Below are 17,035 nucleotides of genomic sequence, written 5' to 3'. Positions count from 1 at the left end.
TGTTTTTTGACATCGGTTACGGGAAAGCACGATGATCGTTGCCGGGGCGATGGGCTGGAGCCACGACCACCGGCGTCGCAAAGGTTCTTGATGCTTCATACCCCTTCCTCCCCGCTACGCTCGATCCCTCGTTCAATCATCATCGTTGGCGGCGGCTTTGCCGGCGCGGTTACCGCGATCAAGCTGCTCGACCGTTCAACTGAGCCGCTGGCAATCACCATCATCGAGCGCCGGGCCGAGCTTGGTCGCGGCGTCGCCTATAGCACCGTCGATCCACAACACCTCGTCAACGGCGCGGCGCGCATCTTCTCGCTGCATCCGGACGATCCCGATCACCTCGTTCGCTGGCTTATGGCGAATGGGCCGGAGCACGGCTGGACACCGCCCGAGGATGTCCCGGACTCAAGCCCGCCGCGCTGGCTGTTCGGCAGCTATGTCCTGTCGGAACTGACGAGAGCGATCAGAGAAGCAGATCCGCGTTCTTCGCTGCGCCACATCAAGGCATCCGCCGTCGACATGCTGACGGGTCCGTCCGGGGTATGCGTCGGCACCAGCGATAGCCAGCAATTGCTGGCGGATGAGGCGGTACTGGCAACCGGGGTGTTCCAGAGCCAGCCGTCCACCACGGAAGCAGCCGTCGTCGGCGATCCCCGTTATATCGCCAATCCCTGGGATTCGGCGGCGCTCGATCGGCTCGCTGGCAGCAAGGAACTGCTGCTGATCGGCTCCAGCCTCAGCATGGTCGACGTCGTCGCCAGCATGGAAGCGCGCGGCTTCAAGGGCGGTTATCGCGTCGTGTCGCGGCGCGGACAGATCGTCGAACCTCGGCGCAACGTGGAAGCGTGGCGCGATTTCCTCGCCGGGCGGCCGCTGCCGAAAACCACCAGGGCGCTTCTCGCACTGGTCAAGGCCGAACGCCGGGCAATCGAACCCACCGGCCTGGACTGGCAAGGGCTGCCGCTGACGATCCGGCCGTGGATCCTGGCCTTGTGGCAAGGCGCCACCGACAAGGAGCGCTTGAAGTTCGCACGCCATCTGCGCGCCTTCTGGGATGTCACCGCGCACCGCGCGGCGCCACCGAGCTTTGAGCGCGTGGCACTGGCGCGAAGCCAAGGCCGTTGGACGGGTCGAGCGGGACGGGTGCTGGCACTCCATCCGCAGGCAAATGGCATCGTCGCTGAAATCCGCTGGCGTGATACCGGCGCGGTCGAACGGCTGCGCTTCGACGGCGTCGTCAACTGCCGCGGCCATCAGGAGCATGATTGGCGGCGGATCGCCGATCCATTCGTCCAGAACCTGCTCGAGAACGGCATCGTCAGGCCGCATGCGACCGGCTTCGGCATCGACGCGACGCATGACTGCCAGGTGATTTCCCGTGATGGCGAGACCCATGGCAATCTGTTCGCCATCGGCCATCCGCTGCGCGGCGTCGCCTGGGAATCGAGCTCGATCGGCGAACAACTGGCGCAGGCCATAGCCCTTGCCGGCCTTCTGGTCGGCGCCAGCCCAAGGCTGCGTGCTTTGGCCTGAAGTTACCAGCTTTGCGAAATGGAAGAAACGAAAACGGCCGCAGCTCTATGCGGCCCTTCTCTCATGATTGCCCGGCAGATTTAGGCGTTCGGGTCGAGATAGGCGTCGGCGAAATTCGCTGACAGGCCTTCGGCGCCAGGCGCGTAGTTCTTGACGGTTTTGCGGGCGATGATGATGGTCGGTGGCGCGATCAGATTGATGATCGGCAACTCGTCGGCGATGATCTCCTGGAACTTGAAGAAGAGCTGCTTGCGCTTGGCCTCGTCTAGCTCGACCGATGCGGCTTCCAGCAACCGGTCAACCTCCGGGTTCTCATAATGCGCGCCGTTGGAGAACGGCAGCCCTTTCTTGATGTTCTTTGACCAGTAGAGCCGCTGCGCCCCGGCGCTCGGGTCGAAGATGTTGCCGCAAGATTCGGTCGACAGGTCCCAAGTGCGGTCGGTGTAGATGGTTTTGACATAGGTGCCGAAGTCGAACTTCTGGATCTCGGCGTCGATACCGATCTTGGCCAGCGCCTGCTTGAGGAAGTCGGCATAGCCCCACGGATTGTAGGGATTGTTGGTGAGCCTTAGCTTGAAGCGGATGCCGTCCGCTCCTCGCTTGAAACCGGCCTCGTCTAACAGTTTTTCCGACAGCGCCGTATCGACGGTCGCGGCCTTCACGTCGGGATCGAAATACTTCTTGTTGACGACGCTGATCGGTGTCGGCGACACTTGGCCATAGCCGTAGAACACGATGGCGTTGACCGCATCGAGATCGATCGCATGTGCGATTGCCTGGCGGACTTTTTTCTCCTTCAGGATCGGGTTTTCGAGGTTGATGATCAGTTGGTGCAGCGGGCCGCTATAGGCGAAGACCGTGCTGTCGACGACGAATTGCGGCAGCGCCTTGAAACGCTCCAGATCGGCGAAGGCCACCGGGTTCGGTCCGATGTCGACCTCGCCCGTTTCGAGCGCCGCGGCGCGCGCGCCCGGATCGGTGATGAAGCGGAAAATGATCCGGTCGAGATAGGGTTTAGGCGCATCCCAATAGGTCGGATTCTTTTCGACGAGGATGTGGCTGCCCTTTACCCATTCCTTCAGCACGAACGGCCCGCTGCCGATGATCTGCTCGAAGGACGGATCGTCGGCCGGCTTCAGCTTCTCGTAAATGTGTTTGGGCACGACAGGCGATTCCGTCGCGGCCAGCCCCGAAATCAGGGCGGCGGACGGCTTCGACAATTTGATCTTCACGATATGCGGGTCCGACGTGTCGATGTCGGTGACGTTCTGGAAGGTGATGCGACCGCGCGGATGCGCTTCGCGCAGCCGGGAGATAGAAAAGGCCACGTCCTCGGAGGTCAAATCATGGCCATCGCTGAACTTCACTCCCTGGCGCAGCTTGAAGACGTATTCGAGCCCGTCGTCGCTGATCGACCATTCGGTGGCCAGTTGCGGTCGCGGATTGAGATCGTAGTCGTAGGCGAGCAGGCCGTCGAAAATCTTCGGACCGATGGTGGCCGGTCCGCCAGCGCTGGTGTTGATGGAAACGATCTGGTTCGGCTCGGGATAGTAGACGAAATTGAGCGTGCCGCCGGCCACCGGCTTTGCGTCTTCTGCGAATGCCCCGGCGGGAAGTGCAGCACTCGCGCCGGCCAGCAGCAGGAACTGATTGAACAGGCGTCGGTTGATGGTCATGGTCGGTACTCCGAATTGGCGCGATTTGTCTTCATGGAGAAAGTCGGGACCGGAGTTTCACGTGCCGATCCCAACCAGAGGGCTTGCAGAACGCTTAGGCGTTTGGCGCGAGCCATATCTGCGCGAAGCTGTTGTTGATCCCCTGAGCGCCTGGCGCGAAATCCCTGACCTTCTTGTTGGCAACAATCTGGGCGCCGGCGGCGACCAGATCGACCGACACCACGTCGTCATGGATGATGTGCTGGAATTTGTACCAGAGCTCGCGCCGCTTGGTCTCGTCGGGCTCGATCGCCGCCGCTTCGAGGATCTGGTCGACCTCGGGGTTTGCATAGTGGCTGGCGTTGGAGAAGACGAGGCCGATCTTGAAGTTCTTCGACCAGTAGGCGCGCTGGACACCGAGCGTCGGATCGAAGGTGTTCGACAGCGACTCGACGACCAGGTCCCAGGCGCGGTCGGTGTAGACGGTCTTCAGGAACGTCGACAGGTCAAGCTTGAGGATCTCGGCATCGATGCCGACCGTCGCCAACGACTGCTTGATGAAATCGGCATAGGACGCCGGCAGGAACGCGTTGTAGGCAAGCCGGAGCTTGAAGCGCGTCCCATCGGCGCCACGCGGATAGCCGGCGTCGTCGAGCAGCTTCTCCGCCAGTTTGGTATCGGGCTCGCGCGCCTTGATGCTGGGGTCATACCATTTGGGCAGCGCCGTGCTGATCGGGCTCGGCGATACCTGCGCATAGCCGTAGAGCGCGATGTCGACCAGCTTCTGCAGGTCGATTGCGTGGGCGATGGCAAGGCGCACATCGCGCTTGGTCAGGATTTCGTTCTCGTAATTGAAGAACAATTGCTGCTGTGGGCCGGAATAGGCGTAGGTGTTGGTGTCGACGACCAGAGCGGGGTTTGCCTTCAGCCGTTCGATGTCGGCCAGCGGCACGGGATTGGCGCCGATATCGATCTCGCCGGTTTCAAGAGCCGCCGAACGCGCGGCCGGGTCGAGGATGACGTGCAGGACGATGCGGTCGAGGTAGGGCCGAGGCGCGTCCCAATAATCCGGATTGCGGTCGAAGATCAGATGGCTGCCGGGCACCCATTCCTTGAGAATGAAGGGACCGGTGCCGATCGTCTGTTCGAGCTTCGGCTGTTCCGCCGGCTTGAACGTTTCGTAGACGTGCTTCGGCACAATCGGTGATTCCGAGCTGCTCAGTGCCGTGATCAGATAGGGCGCCGGCTTTGAAAGCACGATGATGGCGGTGTGCGGATCGGGCGTCTCGACCGCGGTCACGTTTTGGTAGGTGATGCGGCCGCGCGGATGCGCCTCCTTCAGCCGGAAGATGGTGAAGGCAACGTCTTCCGACGTGAAGTCCTTGCCGTCATGCCATTTGACGCTCTCGCGCAGCTTGAAGGTGTAGCGCAGGCCGTCATCGCTGATCGACCACTCCGTCGCCAGCAGCGGTTTCGGGCTGAGGTCATAGGCGAAATCAAGCAGACCTTCATTCACCTTGGGACCGATCGCCTGGCCGGTGCCCGACGAGGTGTTGATGGCAATCAGCGAGGTGGGGTCGGGATAGTAGGCCCAGTTGAGCGTGCCACCCTGGACCGGCGTTCCTTCGGCAGCGAAGGAAACCCCGGGCAATGCGAAGCTCGCACCGCCAAGCAACAGCAGCTGGTTGAAATGACGACGATTGACAGACATGGCCTTGAGCTCCGGAAAACGGCTACGATGGCATCCGGCGGCCGAACACACTCCGGCGCCTCGACGCGATGATCCCTGCCACGCCGCAAAACCGGAAGAATGATTTTCTATCGTCTGCCGAAAGCACTGCTTCGCACGACCGTTTCATTCCAGGATCTGGCAAAGCTGCTCGACGCCCAAATCAGCGCTCCGATCTTATTTCTACAAGAATTGTAGACATTACGATTTTTTAGATTTCCGTTCCCGCTGCCGCGACGCTGCGGCAAACGAAATTTTCCACCGGGCACTTTGGCGCAAAGCCCGCCCTCGTCGCGCCCGGCCTGAACGTGTTGAATGCGCTCCATGGTCGATCTCATTCGCGCAAAATCAAGGAAGCTGCGGCCGACGCTGGCGAGGCTTCCGCCGCTGACGTCGCTTCGAGCTTTTGTCGCAACCGCCCGCCACCTGAGCTTTACGCGGGCGGCCGAAGAACTCCATGTGACGCCTGCCGCCATCGGCCAGCAGATCCGCCTGCTCGAGGATCACCTCGGTCAACCGCTGTTCCATCGCAACCGTGGCGAGCTTCTGCTGACGTCGGCCGGCCAGGCGCTGATGCCCGGCCTCACCGAGGCTTTCGACGTCGTTGTCGAGTCGGTCGCGCGGATTTCCGGCGACGAGGAGGATGCGCCGATCAAAGTGTCGGTTGCGCCCTCCTTCGCCAGCAAATGGCTGATCCCGCGCCTCGACGCACTGCGCGACGCGGTACCCGGCCTAGAAGTGCTGGTCGACGCATCAACCAGGCTTGCCGACTTTGCCAGCGAAGACGTCGACTGCGTCATCCGCTACGGGTCGGGCGCCTATAGCGGCCTGCTGACGGAACGGCTGTTTTCGGAAGCGGTGCTGCCCGTCTGCAGCCCGGAATTTGCTCGCATGCACGGTCTCTATCGCGGGCCGGAGGGGCTGCGTGACGCACCGATCCTGCATGAGGACGGTCCGGAACGCGATCCAAGCTGCCCTGACTGGAAGGGCTGGCTGAGATCCAACGGCCTGTCCGGCCGCTTTGTCGAGGGCGGTATACGGCTTAGCCAATCGTCACTGGTGCTCGACGCAGCTGCTGCCGGCAAGGGCATCGGTCTCGGCAAATTCCGGCTGGCCGAGCCTGACCTCGCCGCGGGGCGTCTGGTCAGTCCATTCGGCTCACCGCAGCCGGTCGAGTTTTCCTATTATTTTGCGACGACGCCGCACAAGGCGAAGCTGGAGACGGTCGAGCGCTTTCATGGCTGGCTGAAGGCCGAGGCGCGCCAGCTCGGCGCTCTCGACGTCCCACCGCCGGCGGCGCTTCCGGCGCGCATCGCAATTATCGCGGCCGAATAGCCTCGCCGCGGTCTCGCGAGCAGGCGCGCGCCTATTTGAGCTTGAAGCCCAGGGCCTTCAGCACTTCGCCCAGGCGATCACGGCCTTTCAGCGCTACTTTGCTACCGATACGGTTCGAAACCAACTCTGTCCAGTCGACCACAGGCATCGCCTGCTCCTGCTGGAATGAACGAAGCCTCTGGTTGTAGGCTGCAAGATCGTCCGGATCGGGCTCTGATCGATAGCGCTCGCGGTACAGCACCGCAGCCTGCGGCAGTCTGGGCTTGATGTCAGTCGCAGCCAGGAGATCGGGATAGCCGACGGTCAGGCCGAACACCGCCACGGTTTCCGGCGGGAGGCCGAGTTCGCGCGCCACCTCCTGCGGATGATTGCGCATCGCGCCGATGTAGCAGGAGCCGAGCCCGAGCGCGTCGGTCGCCACCACGGCGTTCTGTGCGGCAAGTGCGGCGTCGATCACGGCCAGCAGAAAACTCTCCTGATAATCGAGCCCCTCGCCCACCCGGCCGTTTGCCTCGGCAATGGCGCGCAGCCGCGACAGGTCGGCCAGCCAGACCAGCAGCAGCGGCGCCTGCTCGATATGGCGATTGATCGCCGCCAGTTCGGCAAGCCGCGCCTTGCGCGCCGGATCCTCGACTGCGATGACGCTCCACGCCTGGAGATTGGAAGAAGTCGGCGCCGACTGGGCGGCGGCGACGATCAGTTCCAGCGTCCCTTCGGGAAGAGGCTTGGCGAGATAATTGCGGACCGAGCGATGCGAAAGGATCGCCTCGAGGGCTTCGTTCCAGGTTCCGGTATGCGCGCTTTGCGGCGCTCGATAACGCCGCCGTAGCGCCGCTTCACCACGCAGGTCAGCGTCGGAAGGGCGGATGCTGAAGGCGGCCGGCTGTGACATCGTCTTCCCTACTGGCAATCTGGCTTATCCGGTGTTCTGACGACCCCAGGTCATTCAAGAAGCGCGGCTTAGGCCCCGTTGCGCAAAAGCGGAAGCAACTGATCGCCTTGCCGCTTGATCTCGGAAAGATACGGCGTGTCCGAGAGCACGAAATGCGTGATGCCCAGATCCCGGTATCTGCCGAGCGAGCGGGCGACGTCGGCGGCCGAGCCGACCAGCCAGGTGGTGCCAGCGCCGCCGCCGCCATATTTGCCCGGCGCAGTATAGAGATTGTCGTCCAGCACCTCGCCGCGCGCGTGAAGATCGAGCAGACGCTGCTGGCCCACCGCTACCGCCCGACCGTGATCGTTCCAGCCGGCTCCCTGGCCCTTGGCCATCTCGTCGACCTTCGCCTCGGCGTCCGCCCAGGCCTGCCCAGCGGTGTCGCGGACCAGCGTGGTGACCCGCAACCCGAACTCCAGAGGCGGGAGGTCTCGGTCGAGTTCCCTGCTCAAGGCTTTGAGCCGCTCGATCCGCTCCCGGACACCGTCGAGCGGCTCACCCCAGAAGAGCTGGACATCCGCGTCGCTGGCCGACACCCGCTCCGCCGCCTCCGACGCGCCGCCGAAGTAGAGCTTGGGATGGCGACGATCGCCACGGACATGGATGCGGGGCATCACGGTAGAGCCAGTGACCTGGAAGTGCTCGCCCGCAAAGGTCACGTTCTCTTCAGTCCAAAGTCTGCGAACCAGGCGCATGAACTCTCTGGTACGGGCATAGCGATGTATCTGGTCACCTTCGCTGTCGCCATAAGCAGCAAGGTTGTCCTTGCCTGACACTATGTTGATACGCACGCGACCGGCGGTCAGCTGGTCGAGCGTGGCTACGGCGGATGCGAAGTGCGCCGGCCGCCAGTACCCCGGGCGGATCGCGATGAGCGGCTCGAAGGAGGTGGTCCGCGCGGCGAGCGAGGCCGCGACAGTAAAAGTGTCGGGCCGACCCCAGCCGGTACCGATCAGCGCGCCCTTCCAGCCGTATTCCTCAAGCGCCTTCGCGTGGCTGGTCAGCGTCTCCAGGCTGTTGTGGTCCTCGACGGCCGAGTCGCCGCGGTGACCGGGATCGACTTGGTTCGGGATGTACCAAAGAAACTCGGTATCAGCGCTCATTGTCGGGCCTGTATTTTGGCCGGGCATGAGGTCAATGGCAGGACCTTCCCCTCCGTTGTATTTTGATGACCATTCAATGGGTGGCCTCATGCAGCGCTGGCGCCTTGTGCGGCTGCGGTGCAAAGCGGCTTTCGGGTCTGGCAAGCCCGAGATGGTCGCGCAGCGTGCGCCCCTCATAGTCGGTGCGGAACAGGCCGCGCCGGCGCAGGATCGGCACCACCGTATCGACAAAGACCTCCAGTCCGGTCGGCAGCACGTCCGGCATCAGGTTGAAGCCGTCGGCGGCGCCGGCGACAAACCATCTTTCGATATCGTCGGCGATCTGCTCGGGCGTGCCGACGATGGTGCGGTGGCCGGTGCTGCCGTTCAGCGCCCGGATCAGCTGGCGAACGGTGAAATCGTTGCTGCGCGCGAGCGCGAGCGTGGCCTTGAAGAAGGTGTGGCCGCCATTGGGGGGCAGTTGAATCCCTTCTGGCAGCTTCTCGTCGAGCTTCAGCCGCTCGCGATCGATGCCGAGCACGCCGGACAGCCGGCCAAGGCTGTAGTCGAGCGGGATGCGGTCCCAGAGCTCTCCTTGCCGCCGCTCCGCTTCGGCCTCGGTGCCGCCGATGATGGTGGCTAGGCCGGCGAGGTTGAGCGGCACGCCGCCGGTGCGGCCATAGGCGACGGCACGCGCCTTAAGTTCCCGCGCATAGCCGAGCGCTTCCTCGAAAGACTGCGATGCGGAAAACACAGCTTCGGCGTGGCGGGCGGCGAGGTCCTTGCCGTCATCGGACCCGCCGGCCTGGACGACCACCGGATGCCCTTGCGGCGAACGCGGCACATTGTGCGGCCCGTGCACCGAGAAATGTGCGCCCTTGTGGTCGATGGCGTGAACCTTGGTGGCATCGACGAAGCGCCCGCTGGCGACATCACCGATGAAGGCATCGTCCTCCCAGCTGTCCCACAATGCCTTGACGATGTCAGCGAATTCCGCCGCCCGCTCGTAGCGCCGGCCATGATCGATGGCACCGTTGAGGCCGAAATTGCGGGCCGAGGCGGGATCGGCCGTGGTGACGATGTTCCAGCCGATGCGTCCGCCGCTGACATGGTCGAGCGTCGCGAAGCGCCTGGCGATATTGTAGGGCTCGTTGAAGCTGGTTGAAGCGGTGGCGATCAGGCCGATGCGCTCGGTTGCGGCGGCTACCGTCGCCAGCACGATGGTCGGCTCCAGCGACGTGATCGGACGATAGTCAATGCGGTCCGATATCGCCGCCTGGTCGGCAAGGAATACGGCGTCGAGCTTTGCGCGCTCTGCGATCTTCGCCACCTGCACATAGTGGTCAACGGTGAAGGCGGCATAGGGGTCGACGCCGTCCATCCGCCATGCCGCCGGCGAGAAGCCGGCATGCAGGATGTTGACGTTGAGATGGAGCTGCCGGCCGCTCATCGAAAGACGCCGGGCTCGGGATAAGCGCCGGTCAGATACCAGGTGCCGACAGTGCGGGTCTTGTATTCGGCAGGGTTGTGCAAGGTGTGAATGCGTGCGTTGCGCCAGAAGCGGTCGAAGCCGTATTTGCGCACTGCGGAGCGGGCACCCATCACCTCGAATATCTCGGTCGTGACTTCGAGCGCAACATCGCCTGCCAGCACATTGGCCGCGGCGACGGCAACCGCCGCCTCACCGCGTTCTTGCTCGGTCAGCGCCTTGCCGCGCGCGATCGCATGATCGATCGCCGCCGCCGCGCGATCGGCCAGCGCCGTCGCCGCCCGCGTCTTGACCCAGAGCTCGCCATACTGCCGCTTGATCCATGGATCGTCGATATGGCGCTCGACGCCGGAATACATCCACGGCCGCGAACTGTTGAGCGTATAATCTCGCGCCGCCAGCAGCGCGCCCTGGGCCGTGCCGACAAAGACATTGAGCAACACGCTCTGCTGCTGCAGCGGGCCGATGGTGCGGATTGGCAACGACGCGTCGACCCAACCGCGCACCAACTCGCTGTCGTGGATCCTGACGTCCTTGTAGGCGACCTTGCCGCTGCCGGTCTGCGTCTGGCCGATGCCGTCCCAGTCGTCGAGAACGGTGATGCCTTCGCGATTTGCGGGGATCGCCGCGAATTTCCTCTCGCCGCTGACCTCGTCTTCCCACGAGGTCGAAAGATAGTCGGCGACATGCGAGCCGGAGGCGAAGGGTTTGAAGCCGTTTACGATCGTCCACTCGCCATCTTTGCGGCCGAACAGCGTTTTGGAAAAACTGTTGCCGGTGTTGCCCCAGAACCAGTCGCCGGCAGCCGAACGCCGCAGCAGATCGGCTGAGCGCGGTTCGTCCGAATTGAGCCTGGCGGCGATCAGTGCGCTGAAATGGTAGCCGTAGATATGGCCGATCGAGCCGTCGACCTTGGCGAACTCGCGCCCGATCTTCAGCGCCGTCGAATAGGGTTCCCCGGCGCCACCGAATTCCTTGGGGATCACGATGGTGAGTAGGCCGCTTTGCTTGAGAAGACGTATCTGTTCGGTAGGCCTGCCGCCAAGCTGGTCGCGCTCGACCGCATCGCGGGCAAAGATGTCGCGCAGCTCGACCGCCTTGGCGATCCATGGATTGGACGTATCGGGATCGAAGGTCATCGTCTCACTCATGCAGCTGCGGGAAGCCGTGGCGCTCGGCAAGCAGTGCAAGAATGCGCCTGGTGTCATCGGCGAAGACCTTGCCCTTGGCCGTCGGCAAGTCGGCGGGCGGATCGCTGCCGATGATCAGCACCGGCAGCGACTGGTGCCGTTCGCCGAGCGCGTCGATCACCTTGCCTCTCGGCCTCGAAAACGGCACGCGCTCAACGTCGAGTCTGGCGGCGAGATCGGGAAAGGCTGCGAGCAATCCCTCAACCTGGTTGCAATAGGGGCAGACGAACGTCTGGCCCGGCTGATTTGGGTCGGCGAAACCCGGCTGGATGAGAAAGAGCGTGTCGCGCGCCATTGCCGGCCTATTCCGCAGCTGCCGCGGCATGCCGCGAAAAACGGTTTGCCGGTCGCTTCAGGCCGAGATTGTCGCGCAAGGTGCTGCCCTCATACTCGTCGCGGAACAGGCCACGGCGGCGCAGTTCCGGCACCACCAGCTCGATGAAATCCTTCAGGCCGCCGGGCATGATCGGCGCCATGATGTTGAAGCCGTCGGCGCCGTAATTCTCGAACCGCTCTTCCATGGTGTCGGCGATCTGTTGCGGCGTGCCGACCACCTGCCAGTGGCCGCGGGCGCCGGCGATGCGCAGATAAAGCTGCCGGATCGTCAGGTTCTCGCGCCACGCCAGATCGATCACCAGCGCTTGCCGGCTCTTGCCGGCATTGGTCTCCGGCAAATCCGGCACCGGCCCGTCGAGCGGATAGGCGCTGAGGTCGAAGCCGCCGGCCAGCGCCGAGACCAGACCGAGGCCGACTTCCGGCTGGATGAGATCCTGCAGCTGTTCGAACTTCCCCCGCGCCTCGGCTTCAGTGCGGCCGACGACCGGGAAAATGCCTGGCAGGACTTTCAGGTCATCCTCCGAGCGGCCATATTTGCCGAGCCTGCCCTTGACGTCGGCATAGAAGGCGGTGGCTTCGTCGAGCGTGATCTGCGCGGCGAAAATCGCTTCCGCGGTACGAGCCGCCAGCTCTTTGCCCGGACCCGACGCGCCGGCCTGGACCACGACCGGACGACCTTGCGGCGTTCGCGGCGTGTTCAGGGGACCACGCACCTTGAAGTGCTGGCCCTTGTGGTTCAGCACATGCAGTTTGTCCTTGTCGAAATAGCGCCCGCTTGCTCTGTCGCGCGGGAAGGCGTCATCCTCCCAGCTGTCCCACAGGCCGAGCACGACATCGGCGAATTCCTCGGCGCGGTCGTAGCGCTCGCCATGCTGGATATGCGTCTCGTGACCGAAATTGAACGCTGCCTCCGGATCGGAAGAGGTGACCAGATTCCAGCCTGCGCGCCCGCCGCTCAGATGGTCGAGCGACGCGAACTGGCGGGCCAGATTGTAGGGATCGGAAAAACTGGTCGACGCCGTGGCGATGAGGCCGATGTTCCTGGTCACAGCCGACAGTGCCGACAGCAGCGTGATCGGCTCGAACGGATAGACGCCGCTATGCGCCTTGCGGCTGGCGGCCTCGAGGTTGCTCAGCCGCGCCGCGACGCCATCGGCAAAGAAGATCGCGTCGAATTTGGCCGCTTCCGCCAGCCGGGCAAGTTCGACGTAGTCGCCGAGGCTGGTCCCCTCGCCTGCCGCTGGATGGCGCCAGGCCGCCACATGGTGACCGGTGAAGAGCAGAAACGCTCCCAGCTTGAGCTTGTCCTTGCGCCTGGCCATTTTTTTCGCCTCCTCAGCGGTACAGTCCGCCGGCCGGGAATTCCCCGGTCAGCAACCAGGTGCCGATCGTGCGCTTCTTGTATTCGGCCGGATTGTGCAGCGTGTGCGTGCGCACGTTGCGCCAGAACCTGTCGTAGCCGTTGGCCTTGGTGGCTGAGCGGGCGCCCATCACCTCGAAAACCTCGCTCGACGCGTCGAGGCCGACTTGTCCGGCGTAGACATTGGCGGTGGCGAGATCGATCGCCGTCTGCCCGCGCTGCTCCAGGGTCAACGCCTCGCCCTGGCCATAAGCGGCATCGAGGCTGCATGCTGCTATATCGGCCAGTTCGGCCGCGGCGAGCGTGCGGATATAGAGGTCGCCATATTTGCGTTGCACGAACGGATCGTCGGTATGTTTCTCATAGCCGGAATAGACCCAGGGGCGCGATTGCGAGACCGTATAGTCCCGGCCTTCGCTCAGCGCTCCTTGCGCGCTGCCGACGAACAGGTTGAGCAGGACCGCCTGCTGGAACAGTGACGTCAGCGTCTGGAACGGCGTCAGCGGCACCGCGGGCGAGCCAATCAGTTCGTCGTCGCCGACATGCACGTCCTTGAACGTCACCTTGCCGCTGCCGGTCTGCCGCTGGCCGACACCATCCCAGTCATCCTCGATGACGATGCCCTCACGGTCAGCCGGGATCGCTGCCGCTAGTCTATCCTGGCCGTCCTCCCAGGCAACCTGGATGTAGTCTGCGATGTGGGAACCGGAGGAGAACGGCCGAAAGCCGCTCAGGATCCAGCCCGTGCCGTTGCGCCTGGCCGTCGACGTCTTCGACATGGCGTTGCCGGAATTGCCCCAGACCCAGTTCTCCCTTGCCGAGCGTGTCAGCAGCCGGTCCCTCTGCGCCTGCGTGCCACGGAACAGCACGCCATTGAGCGGCAGATGATGGTATCCGTAGAGATGGGCGAGCGAGCCGTCGGTGCGGGCGAATTCGCGCACGACGCGAAGCACCGACAGCCAGGGTGCGCCCTTGCCGCCATAGCGCTTGGGAATCTGCGCCGACGGCAAACCACTTTCCTTCAGCAGGCGGATCTGTTCGACGGGCCGGCCGCCGGCCTTGTCGCGCGCCACGGCATCCCGATCGAAGATTTCGCGCAGTTCGACCGCCGTGGCGACGAACGGGTCGGAAAGGTCAGGGCTGAAGGTCATCGGCGTTTGTCCATGGAAATGCGTCTATTCCACCGCGATGGTCTGCGCCGGCCGCGAGACGGAAGCGGCATAGGCGTCTTCGCCGAACTCGGCCGGATGGCTCCCGGTTATGCGGCTCTCATGGCTGTCGAGATCGGCGAGGAAGAGATCGCGGCTGATGCGCGCGACAACGGCCGGCACATCGCGCCTGATCGACGGCACATCGCCGATCGGCAGGCCGAAACTGACAAAGCCGCCGGGATTGAAGACATGGATATTCCTCAGGAATGGCGCCTCCCCCGGCGCCTTCTCGAGAAATTCATGGCCGAGGCCGAGATAAGGATGGGCGCCGAAAAATTCATCCAGCTCTGCTTCCGGCGGCGCGTACTGGTCGCGCCATAGCCGGATGGTGGCGGCGAAATCGGCGAACTCAGGCTTGCGCGTCGGGTCGGCGAAATAGCCGGTGCCGGCGACGACGAAGTCGAACGCAAACGTCTCGCCTGCGATATCGGTGACGACCTTGCCGTCTTCGACATCCGCATTTGTCCAGGGGGCACCGAGATGGAGATGAAAATTCTGGTGCCGCACCGCCCGCTCCACCGCATCGAGCGGCGGCGTTGAACCGGCCTCGCGGAAGCGCAATGCCTGGCGCCAGCGCACCGCATCGGGCAGCCGAGGATAATTGTCATAGGCGCCGGGATAGCCGCGCACGCGGTTGATCGGCACACTGGCAATGCTGTTGCGGCGGGCAAAGAGACGCACCGATTTCGCGCCGGCCTCAAGGGCAGCTCCGGCCGCATCGAATGCCGAAGCCGCCGACCCGACGACAGCCATTGCCTTGCCCTTGAGCGAGGCAAAATCGATTGCCGCCGAACTGTGTGCGACAAGGCCCCGCGGCAAGGCGGCAAGTACCGCCGGTATCACTGGACCGCCGCTGCCGCCAAAGCCATTGGCCAGAATGATCTTGCGCGCCGTTTCGACCGATGGCGTGCCGTCGGCTTCGAGGTGGAGGCGAAAAAGCCCGCCGGCCGGCTCGATGCGAATGAGACGCGTGCCGTAACGGATGCCGATACCGAGGAACGCGCGATACCATTTCAGGTAGTTCGCCCAATCCGTCCGTGCGATGCGGTCGAATCCGGCATAGGCTTCCGCACCGTGGCGGGCTTCGTACCAGGACTGAAAGCTCAAGCCCGGCAAGCCGAGTTCCGGCCCCGGCAAGCCCTTTGGCGTTCGCAGCCGGTTCATCCGTGCATGAGTGAACCAGATGCCGGCCTTGCTTTCATCCGATGCCGCGTCGACGACAGTAACCTTGCCGATGCCGGCACGCCTCAACGCGAAGGCAAAGGTCGCCCCCGTCTGCCCACCGCCAACGATGAAGACATTGTGGTCGATGCCTTCCCGGTCCGGCACCCAGTTCTGCGGATCGGGGCCGATCAGCCGGAGCGTCTCCCGGGCGTGGTGATCTGGATCGGTCGGTAAGGCCATTTCGGTCCCGGCTGAAGTTGAGCCTCATCAAACTCCGCCTCGGTCGGCAAACAGTCCAGAAATGTTCGCTTTGATTGGCCGGTAGTTTTTTTCACTTGCATTGCAACGACGCGCTTTCACAGCCGACGAATGGGCGGCGCGTGTGGCCTCCCTGAAGCCGGGGCATCTTTTTGATATTGCAGCGGGCTCAAGCGCACTGGTCATTTTATTTCTTACGGCTCACGCGTAATGCGCCGACGCAGTCGGGCATTGGTGTCGAGCACATCAGCGGCGTCGCGTGGTCAGCGGGATCAAGCTTGATCTTGGTCGACCGACATGGGTGACGTCCGCCATCTGAAAGACGGCAGATCGCGGATACACCAGCAACGGTCCTCGCAGGATAGGACAGCGCAGCTACTCAACAGGCGTCCCAAGAGGCCCGTCGGCTACTCCATCGCAGGAACGAAAACCAGAAGAGTAGCGGACCTTTCGTGTGCAGTTTTTGCACACGATCTCTCATAACATATTGATTTTATGTGTTGATCTGTCCCATCCATCACCGGACATTGCGGAGTATCCTGGTGGAGGTGGGCGGCCGACACGATTCGAACTCTGGCGCGACAGGTGAAATGACTGCCGTTCTCAAAGTTTGTTGGCCGATAGTTGGTGCGGGTGGTCGGGCTCGAACCGACACTCCTTTCGGAACTGGATTTTGAATCCAGCGCGTCTACCAGTTTCACCACACCCGCAAGGCGCTAACTCATTTACCTCTCAACGCTCTCATGCTGCACCTACGCAGAGGGTGGCAGTTCGAGAATTAAGCGGCTCTTAACTCCTAACCCATTGACCTCCAATCCTATTACCCTGCGGGCTGACGGTAGACGCATCCTGATTTTGAGTCGAGCGCGTCTACCAATTCCGCCATAGGGGCTCAGGCCGGGCGGCCTGGATGGGCGCGGACTATACGGTTGGAGGCCTGTTCGTCAACTGGCCAAATCCCGACATCTGGGCTCGCTCAAGCCTCAGCCTTTCGATTTCGTGAAGCAGCTGCCATTGTGCAGCGCGGAAAATCTTTCTAGACAGGCGGCGCATGTCATTGAAGCGCACCTCGTCCGACGAGGTTGATGCTGGGCGCTTCCAAGTCTTGTTTGTACATGTCGTGATCCCAAGACCGCTTCTGGTTTGGGCGTGCATTAGGAGTGCCGATGCTTCGCGGACTTTACGACTGGACCTTGTCGCTGGCGGCGAGCAAATCCGCCGAATGGTGGCTGGCCTTCATCGCCTTCGTCGAGAGCTCGGTGTTCCTGGTGCCGGCCGACGTCCTCTATCTGCCGATGGCGCTGTCGCGGCCGGATCGCGCCTATCGTTACGCGCTGGTCGCCACCGTCGCCTCGGTGCTGGGCGGCATCGCCGGCTGGTTCATCGGCCATTATGCCTATGATGCGATGGCGCGGCCGATCCTCGAATTTTATGGCAAATATGACGAGTTCGAGGCGATGCGCGTCTCATCGGGTGTTGGCTTCATCATCCTGATGCTGGTCACCTCCGGCCTCGCCCATCTGCCGCCGATCAAGGTTGTGACGATCCTGTCGGGCGTCATCGGTGTTCCTTTGCTGCTGTTCATCGTGCTGGCAATCGTGGCGCGCGGTGCTCGCTTCCTGTTTCTCGCGTGGCTCTTGCGCCGCTATGGCGAGCCGATCCGCCACTTCATCGAAAAGCGCCTTGGCCAGATTGCAGGCGCCGCCGCCGCCGCCCTGATTTTGCTCTATATCGTCGTCAAATACGCCGTCTGAACGGCATC

13 protein-coding genes and 1 tRNA gene are annotated in these 17,035 nt (G+C 63.1%); 3 read left to right on the top strand and 11 right to left on the bottom strand.

All coding sequences use genetic code 11. The features are described from left to right. Positions 1 to 90: 90 nt before the first annotated feature. Positions 91 to 1,530 (top strand): FAD/NAD(P)-binding protein, encoded by a 1,440-nt coding sequence (locus NKH04_RS04175; protein WP_352831690.1) that lies wholly within the window; start codon positions 91 to 93, stop codon positions 1,528 to 1,530. Positions 1,531 to 1,610: 80 nt separating this feature from the next. Here the strand turns inward: NKH04_RS04175 and NKH04_RS04170 are convergent, their stop codons facing one another. Together NKH04_RS04170 and NKH04_RS04165 are read right to left on the bottom strand one after the other, a co-directional pair. Beyond that, the gene (locus NKH04_RS04170) at positions 1,611 to 3,206 is read right to left on the bottom strand and encodes an ABC transporter substrate-binding protein (RefSeq protein ID WP_352820129.1); all 1,596 of its coding nucleotides are present in this window, start codon (positions 3,204 to 3,206) and stop codon (positions 1,611 to 1,613) included. A gap of 94 nt (positions 3,207 to 3,300) precedes the next feature. After that, the gene (locus NKH04_RS04165; RefSeq protein ID WP_352831688.1) at positions 3,301 to 4,896 is read right to left on the bottom strand and encodes an ABC transporter substrate-binding protein; all 1,596 of its coding nucleotides are present in this window, start codon (positions 4,894 to 4,896) and stop codon (positions 3,301 to 3,303) included. 342 nt (positions 4,897 to 5,238) lie between these two features. Between NKH04_RS04165 and gcvA the strand changes: the two genes are divergently transcribed. After that, a complete protein-coding gene (gcvA, locus tag NKH04_RS04160) occupies positions 5,239 to 6,249 on the top strand; it encodes a transcriptional regulator GcvA (protein ID WP_352471368.1) in 1,011 nt (336 codons plus the stop codon). Positions 6,250 to 6,280: 31 nt separating this feature from the next. Here the strand turns inward: gcvA and NKH04_RS04155 are convergent, their stop codons facing one another. From NKH04_RS04155 to NKH04_RS04115, 9 genes are all read right to left on the bottom strand, one after another. Beyond that, positions 6,281 to 7,141, bottom strand: coding sequence for an NADPH-dependent oxidoreductase (locus tag NKH04_RS04155; protein WP_352831687.1), 861 nt, complete (start codon positions 7,139 to 7,141; stop codon positions 6,281 to 6,283). A gap of 68 nt (positions 7,142 to 7,209) precedes the next feature. Next, the gene (locus NKH04_RS04150) at positions 7,210 to 8,286 is read right to left on the bottom strand and encodes an LLM class flavin-dependent oxidoreductase (RefSeq protein WP_352831685.1); all 1,077 of its coding nucleotides are present in this window, start codon (positions 8,284 to 8,286) and stop codon (positions 7,210 to 7,212) included. 73 nt (positions 8,287 to 8,359) lie between these two features. Continuing rightward, positions 8,360 to 9,715, bottom strand: a complete 1,356-nt coding sequence (locus NKH04_RS04145) for an LLM class flavin-dependent oxidoreductase (RefSeq protein ID WP_352872535.1) — start codon at positions 9,713 to 9,715, stop codon at positions 8,360 to 8,362. Further along, a complete protein-coding gene (locus NKH04_RS04140; protein WP_353044025.1) occupies positions 9,712 to 10,905 on the bottom strand; it encodes an acyl-CoA dehydrogenase family protein in 1,194 nt (397 codons plus the stop codon). The genes NKH04_RS04145 and NKH04_RS04140 overlap by 4 nt, the downstream gene beginning before the upstream one ends. After that, positions 10,898 to 11,239, bottom strand: coding sequence for a DUF3088 domain-containing protein (locus NKH04_RS04135; RefSeq protein WP_352616979.1), 342 nt, complete (start codon positions 11,237 to 11,239; stop codon positions 10,898 to 10,900). The genes NKH04_RS04140 and NKH04_RS04135 overlap by 8 nt, the downstream gene beginning before the upstream one ends. A gap of 7 nt (positions 11,240 to 11,246) precedes the next feature. Beyond that, a complete protein-coding gene (locus NKH04_RS04130) occupies positions 11,247 to 12,602 on the bottom strand; it encodes an LLM class flavin-dependent oxidoreductase (RefSeq protein WP_352471376.1) in 1,356 nt (451 codons plus the stop codon). Between the two features lie 13 nt (positions 12,603 to 12,615). Further along, the gene (locus tag NKH04_RS04125) at positions 12,616 to 13,791 is read right to left on the bottom strand and encodes an acyl-CoA dehydrogenase family protein (protein WP_352540175.1); all 1,176 of its coding nucleotides are present in this window, start codon (positions 13,789 to 13,791) and stop codon (positions 12,616 to 12,618) included. 24 nt (positions 13,792 to 13,815) lie between these two features. Further along, positions 13,816 to 15,255 carry an NAD(P)-binding domain-containing protein gene (locus tag NKH04_RS04120; RefSeq protein ID WP_352831683.1) on the bottom strand — a complete coding sequence of 480 codons (1,440 nt, stop codon included), beginning with the start codon at positions 15,253 to 15,255 and terminating at the stop codon, positions 13,816 to 13,818. A gap of 643 nt (positions 15,256 to 15,898) precedes the next feature. Beyond that, positions 15,899 to 15,983: transfer RNA gene (locus NKH04_RS04115), tRNA-Leu, on the bottom strand. A gap of 456 nt (positions 15,984 to 16,439) precedes the next feature. Between NKH04_RS04115 and NKH04_RS04110 the strand changes: the two genes are divergently transcribed. Continuing rightward, a complete protein-coding gene (locus tag NKH04_RS04110) occupies positions 16,440 to 17,027 on the top strand; it encodes a YqaA family protein (RefSeq protein WP_352471381.1) in 588 nt (195 codons plus the stop codon). Positions 17,028 to 17,035: the final 8 nt, after the last annotated feature.

It is taken from the genome of Mesorhizobium sp. M1365, from assembly GCF_040317865.1.
GTDB lineage: Bacteria > Pseudomonadota > Alphaproteobacteria > Rhizobiales > Rhizobiaceae > Mesorhizobium.
The sequence above is the reverse complement of the archived record's forward strand: the minus strand, read 5'-3'. Positions and strand labels throughout refer to the sequence as shown.